Raw genomic sequence first — 4,404 nt, 5'->3', positions numbered from 1 at the left:
GGCTTGCACCAGGGTGAGGCTGGGGTCGACGTCGAGTTCGGATTCGGCGACGAGGTTGTGGCCGACCCAGCGCAGGCGGATCGTGTCGACGCCGCGCACGCCGGGGGTGGCGGCAAGGGTTTGCTCGGCCGTGTCCACCAGCGCCGGGTCGACCGCGTCGAGCATGCGGGAGAACACCTCTTTGGCCGCGCCCCAGAGCACGGACAGGATCGCGACGGTGATCAGCAGTCCGACGACGGGATCGGCCCAGCGCCAGCCGATCCAGGAGCCGCCTGCGGCGAGTAGCACCGCCAGGCTGGTGAACCCGTCGGTGCGGGCGTGCAGGCCGTCCGCGACGAGCGCGGCGGAGCCGATCTGCCTGCCGACGGTGATGCGGTAGCGGGCGACGATCTCGTTGCCGAGGAATCCCACGAGACCGGCGGCGGCGACCCAGCCGAGGGCGGTCATGTCCCGGGGGTGGAGCAACCGGTCGATCGCCGTCCACGCGGCCAGGACCGCGGAGGCGAACATGACCAGCAGGATCACCAGCCCGGCGAGGTCTTCGCTGCGCCCGAGCCCGTAGGTGAAACGCCTCGTGGCGGCCCGCCGCCCGAGCAGGAACGCGATCGCCAGCGGGACGGCGGTCAGCGCGTCGGCGAAGTTGTGCAGCGTGTCGCCCAGCAGGGCCACCGAAGCGCTCAGGAACACGACGACCAGTTGGGCGACCGCGGTGACCGTCAAACCGACGAAGGAGATCCACAGCGCCCGCATGCCCCGCGCGCTGGCCTCCAGGGCCGAGTCCACGATCTCCGTGCTGTCGTGGCTGTGCGGAGTCACCGCGTGTTTGACCTGCTCCCACAACCGCCCCAACGGGCCACCGTCGTGGCCATGGCCATGGCCGTGGCCATGCCCGTGGCCGTGGCCGGGTGTGTGGCCATGTCCGTGGTGCTCGGCGTGGTGATGGTGATCGGTCATGGCGAAGGGTTCCACCTGGTGCTCGTGTCGAATCGGTGCGACGGGGGCTTGCCCACCGACGATAGCAGCGTACCTGCACGACTGCGCAGGTACGCACTTAACGGGGCGGATGGGTACGCTGACGGTCATGCACACGACCCAGCCGGCCTTCGACATGCCCGCCGACGAACAGGTTCACCTCGCCGCCGAGTCGTTCCGGATGCTGGCCGACCCCACCCGCATCAAGGTGCTGTGGGCCCTGTTGCAGGGTGAGTCCTCCGTGGCCTGCCTGGCCGAACTGGCGGGCGCCACCCCGACGGCCGTCAGCCAGCACCTGGCGAAGCTCCGGCTGGCCGGGCTGGTCGCCGGCCGTCGTGAAGGCACCTTCGTGTACTACTCCGCCGCGAACGACCATGTGCGACGCCTGCTGTCACAGGCGTTGTTCCACGCCGACCACGTCGACCGCGACATTCCCGCCGACTCCACCGCGCCCCACACCCACATGGCCCCGCCGGTAGGCAGCGTCGACTGACGTTGGTGAAAGTCCCGGCGAAGTCGGGCAGACTGCCGGCGTGCCGAACAGCGAAGAGGACACCCGGCGACGGCTGCTGCGGCGCGGGTTCGTGCTGGAGTACGTCACCCTCGGCTGGAACGTGGTCGGCATCGTGGTCCTCGCCATCGCCGCGGCCACCGCGCGGTCGGTCGCGCTGGCCGGTTTCGGGCTGGACTCGCTGATCGAGATCGGCGCCTCCACCGTGGTGATCTGGGAACTCTCGGGCAACGGCGAGGCGCGGCAACGGCGGGCGTTGCGGCTGATCGGTGGCGCGTTCGCGCTGCTGGCCGCGTACCTGGCGGTGCAGTCCACGCTCGTGCTGGTCACCGGCCACCACCCGAGGCACAGCACCGGCGGGATCGGGTGGACCGCGATCACGGCGGTGGCGATGTTCGGACTCGCGGCGGGCAAGGCCCGCACGGGGGCCGCGCTGGACAACCCGGTGCTGCGCACCGAGGGCCGGGTCACGCTGGTCGACGGGCTGCTCGCGGTCGCCGTGCTGGCCGGCTTGGTCCTCAACGCCGCGGCCGGGTGGTGGTGGGCCGACCCGGTGGCCGGATACGTGCTGCTGGCCTACGCCGCCCGTGAGGTGTACGCGATCTTCGTCGCCGGCGATTGACCCGGCTCCGCGGGAAACGGCGTTCCCAGGACAGCCTCTGTACCTATTAGTATGTACACTGACGGCGTGAGTTCGCAGGAACGTCTCGTCGAGAGCGCGCGTGCCCTGTTGTGGGAGCGCGGTTACGTGGGCACCAGCCCGAAGTCCATTCAGCAGCGGGCCGGTGCCGGCCAGGGCAGCATGTACCACCACTTCGCGGGTAAGCACGAGCTGGCACTGGCCGCGATCCGCCGCACCGCCGAGGAAATGCGGGCCGCGGCCGAGACGCAGTTGTCGGCTCCCGGCACGGCCTTGGAACGCATCACCGCGTATCTGCGCCGCGAACGCGACGTACTGAAGGGCTGCCCGGTCGGCAGGCTGACCCAGGACCCGGACGTGATGGCCGATCCCGCCCTGCGGGCGCCGGTCGAGGAGACCTTCGCGTGGCTGCGTGACCGTCTGACGCGGGTGCTCGACGCGGGGCGTGACGCGGGCGAACTGGATCGGGCACTCGACCCCGCGGCCACGGCCGCGGCCATCGTCGCGGTCCTGCAGGGCGGGTACGTGCTCGCCCGCGCATCGGGCACGGCGGACTCGTTCGGCCAGGCGGTTTCGGGCGTACTCGCCCTGCTGGCCGGGCACGCCGTGGCACCCGCCGAGTGATCCGAGCACCGCACCCAACCAGGAAAGAGGACAGATGCGCATTTCGCGGACACCGGTCACCAGTGCCGCCCCGGTCCGGTGGTTCACCGGGCAGGCGTGGATCGACCCGATCGCGACACCCGAAGGCCCGTCGCGATCGCGGATCGACAACGTCCACTTCGCGCCGGGCGCCCGCACCGCCTGGCACCGCCACCCGATGGGCCAGGTCCTCGTCGTCACGCAAGGCACCGGGCTGGTGCAGCGGCGCGGTGGCCCCGTCGAGACGATCCGGACCGGCGACAGAGTGCGCATCGAACCCGGCGAGTGGCACTGGCACGGGGCCACCGCCACCTCGTTCCTGACTCACCTGGCGATCGAGGAGATCCCCGAGGACGGCGCCGAGCCGGAACTCGACCGGCCGGTTACCGACGCCGAATACCAGGGCGGCCCTCACGTCGACCCCGCCACGGACACGCCGCCGATCACCCGCACCATCGTGCTCGACCAGCCGCTGCCCGCGCCGTTTCCCACCCATCGGGTCGAGGTCCGGCGCATCCGCATCGCCGCCGGTCAGCCTGCCGGGATGCACGTCCACAACGGCCCGGTGTTCGGCAGCATCGAAGCCGGTTCCGTGGTGTACCAGATCGACGGCGAGCCGGAGTCCCTGCTCACCCCCGGCGACACGTTCTACGAACCGGAAGGCGTCCACATCGCCCGCTTCGACGCGCAGGAGTCCGGCGTGACGTTCCTGGCGTACTTCCCGCTCAAGGAAGGACAGGCCGCCGAGCTGGAGTTCCTCGACGCCTGATCCCGACCGGGACTCGTTCACCACGGAGACCCGGTTACCCGCTAGCTTGCCGTGATGAGTGATTGGCTGTCCGACACCCGGCTGTCCTATGACACCGTGGCCTCCAGTTATGCAGACCTGATGCGGGGCGCACTGGCGGGAAAGCCCCTTCTGCGCGGTGTCCTGGCGATGTTCGCCGAAGCCGTCCTCGCCGGTGGCGGCCCGGTCGCCGACCTGGGCTGTGGGCCGGGGCATCTCACCGCGTATCTGCACGACAAGGGATTGGATGCCTTCGGGATCGACCTGTCCCCAGCGATGATCGAGATCGCCCGGCGGGACCATCCGGGGTTGCGGTTCGAGGTCGGTTCGATGACCGGCCTCGCCCTTCCCGACCGTTCCGCGGGCGGCGTGGTGGCGTTCTTCTCGCTCATCCACCTCCCCGACGAGGAGGTCCCGGTGGCGCTGGCGCAGTTCCACCGCGTGCTGCGGCCCGGTGGCGTGGTGTTGCTGGGGTTCCACGTCGGCGACGAGCACCGGCTCAAGACCGAAGGCTACGGCGGGCACCCGATGAAGGTGTGGGTGCACTGGCGACCGGTCGACCGCATGGCGGCCTGGATCCGCGACACCGGTCTCGTCGTCGACGCCCAGGTCGTCCTCGAACCGGACGCCCAGGTACCCGCGGGGATACTCGTGGCACACCGCCCGTAGTGCGTGGCTCCACCCCGGCCGGGCCAGGGCCCCGGCAAAGTCGGTCCTTGCATGGGCGAGTCCCACCCTCCGGCGCTTGTGTCCCACCCTCCGGCGCTTGTGTCCCACCTCCCGGCGGTTGTGTCCCACGTTCGGCCCGCGCGAGGGCGCCTTTCTCCGCGGTGACCCGCCCGCAAACAGGGC

At 70.7% G+C, this 4,404-nt stretch carries 6 protein-coding genes; 5 read left to right on the top strand and 1 reads right to left on the bottom strand.

Features of this window, described 5'->3' with window-relative positions:
• The coding region (locus tag FNH05_RS33260; protein WP_144592820.1) for a cation diffusion facilitator family transporter at positions 1–954 on the bottom strand (954 nt) is incomplete at its 3' end.
• A 127-nt stretch (positions 955–1,081) separates the two neighbouring features.
• On the opposite strand from FNH05_RS33260, the gene FNH05_RS33255 reads away from it, so the two are divergent.
• From FNH05_RS33255 to FNH05_RS33235, 5 genes are read left to right on the top strand one after another with little or no spacing between them, the layout of a single operon-like run.
• Positions 1,082–1,465 (top strand): ArsR/SmtB family transcription factor, encoded by a 384-nt coding sequence (locus FNH05_RS33255; protein ID WP_144592819.1) that lies wholly within the window; start codon positions 1,082–1,084, stop codon positions 1,463–1,465.
• A gap of 40 nt (positions 1,466–1,505) precedes the next feature.
• Positions 1,506–2,105 (top strand): cation efflux transmembrane domain-containing protein, encoded by a 600-nt coding sequence (locus FNH05_RS33250; RefSeq protein WP_144592818.1) that lies wholly within the window; start codon positions 1,506–1,508, stop codon positions 2,103–2,105.
• A 51-nt stretch (positions 2,106–2,156) separates the two neighbouring features.
• A complete protein-coding gene (locus FNH05_RS33245; protein ID WP_425458514.1) occupies positions 2,157–2,747 on the top strand; it encodes a TetR/AcrR family transcriptional regulator in 591 nt (196 codons plus the stop codon).
• 34 nt (positions 2,748–2,781) lie between these two features.
• Complete coding sequence (locus FNH05_RS33240; protein WP_144592816.1) at positions 2,782–3,534, top strand: (R)-mandelonitrile lyase; 753 nt, start codon at positions 2,782–2,784, stop codon at positions 3,532–3,534.
• A gap of 54 nt (positions 3,535–3,588) precedes the next feature.
• Entirely contained in the window at positions 3,589–4,221 is a 633-nt protein-coding gene (locus FNH05_RS33235; RefSeq protein ID WP_186382863.1) for a class I SAM-dependent methyltransferase, read from the top strand.
• The last annotated feature ends 183 nt before the right edge of the window (positions 4,222–4,404 follow it).

Source organism: Amycolatopsis rhizosphaerae (genome assembly GCF_007713715.1).
Classification (GTDB): domain Bacteria; phylum Actinomycetota; class Actinomycetes; order Mycobacteriales; family Pseudonocardiaceae; genus Amycolatopsis_E; species Amycolatopsis_E rhizosphaerae.
Note: the sequence above shows the minus strand (reverse complement) of the source record. Positions and strands in the feature narration are given on the sequence as shown.

Excerpts from the sequence above, each read along its gene's own strand:
- FNH05_RS33255 (WP_144592819.1), top strand. The coding sequence starts at position 1,082 with ATGCACACGACCCAGCCGGCCTTCGACATGCCCGCCGACGAACAGGTT.
- FNH05_RS33245 (WP_425458514.1), top strand. The coding sequence starts at position 2,157 with ATGTACACTGACGGCGTGAGTTCGCAGGAACGTCTCGTCGAGAGCGCG.
- FNH05_RS33240 (WP_144592816.1), top strand. The coding sequence starts at position 2,782 with ATGCGCATTTCGCGGACACCGGTCACCAGTGCCGCCCCGGTCCGGTGG.
- FNH05_RS33235 (WP_186382863.1), top strand. The coding sequence starts at position 3,589 with ATGAGTGATTGGCTGTCCGACACCCGGCTGTCCTATGACACCGTGGCC.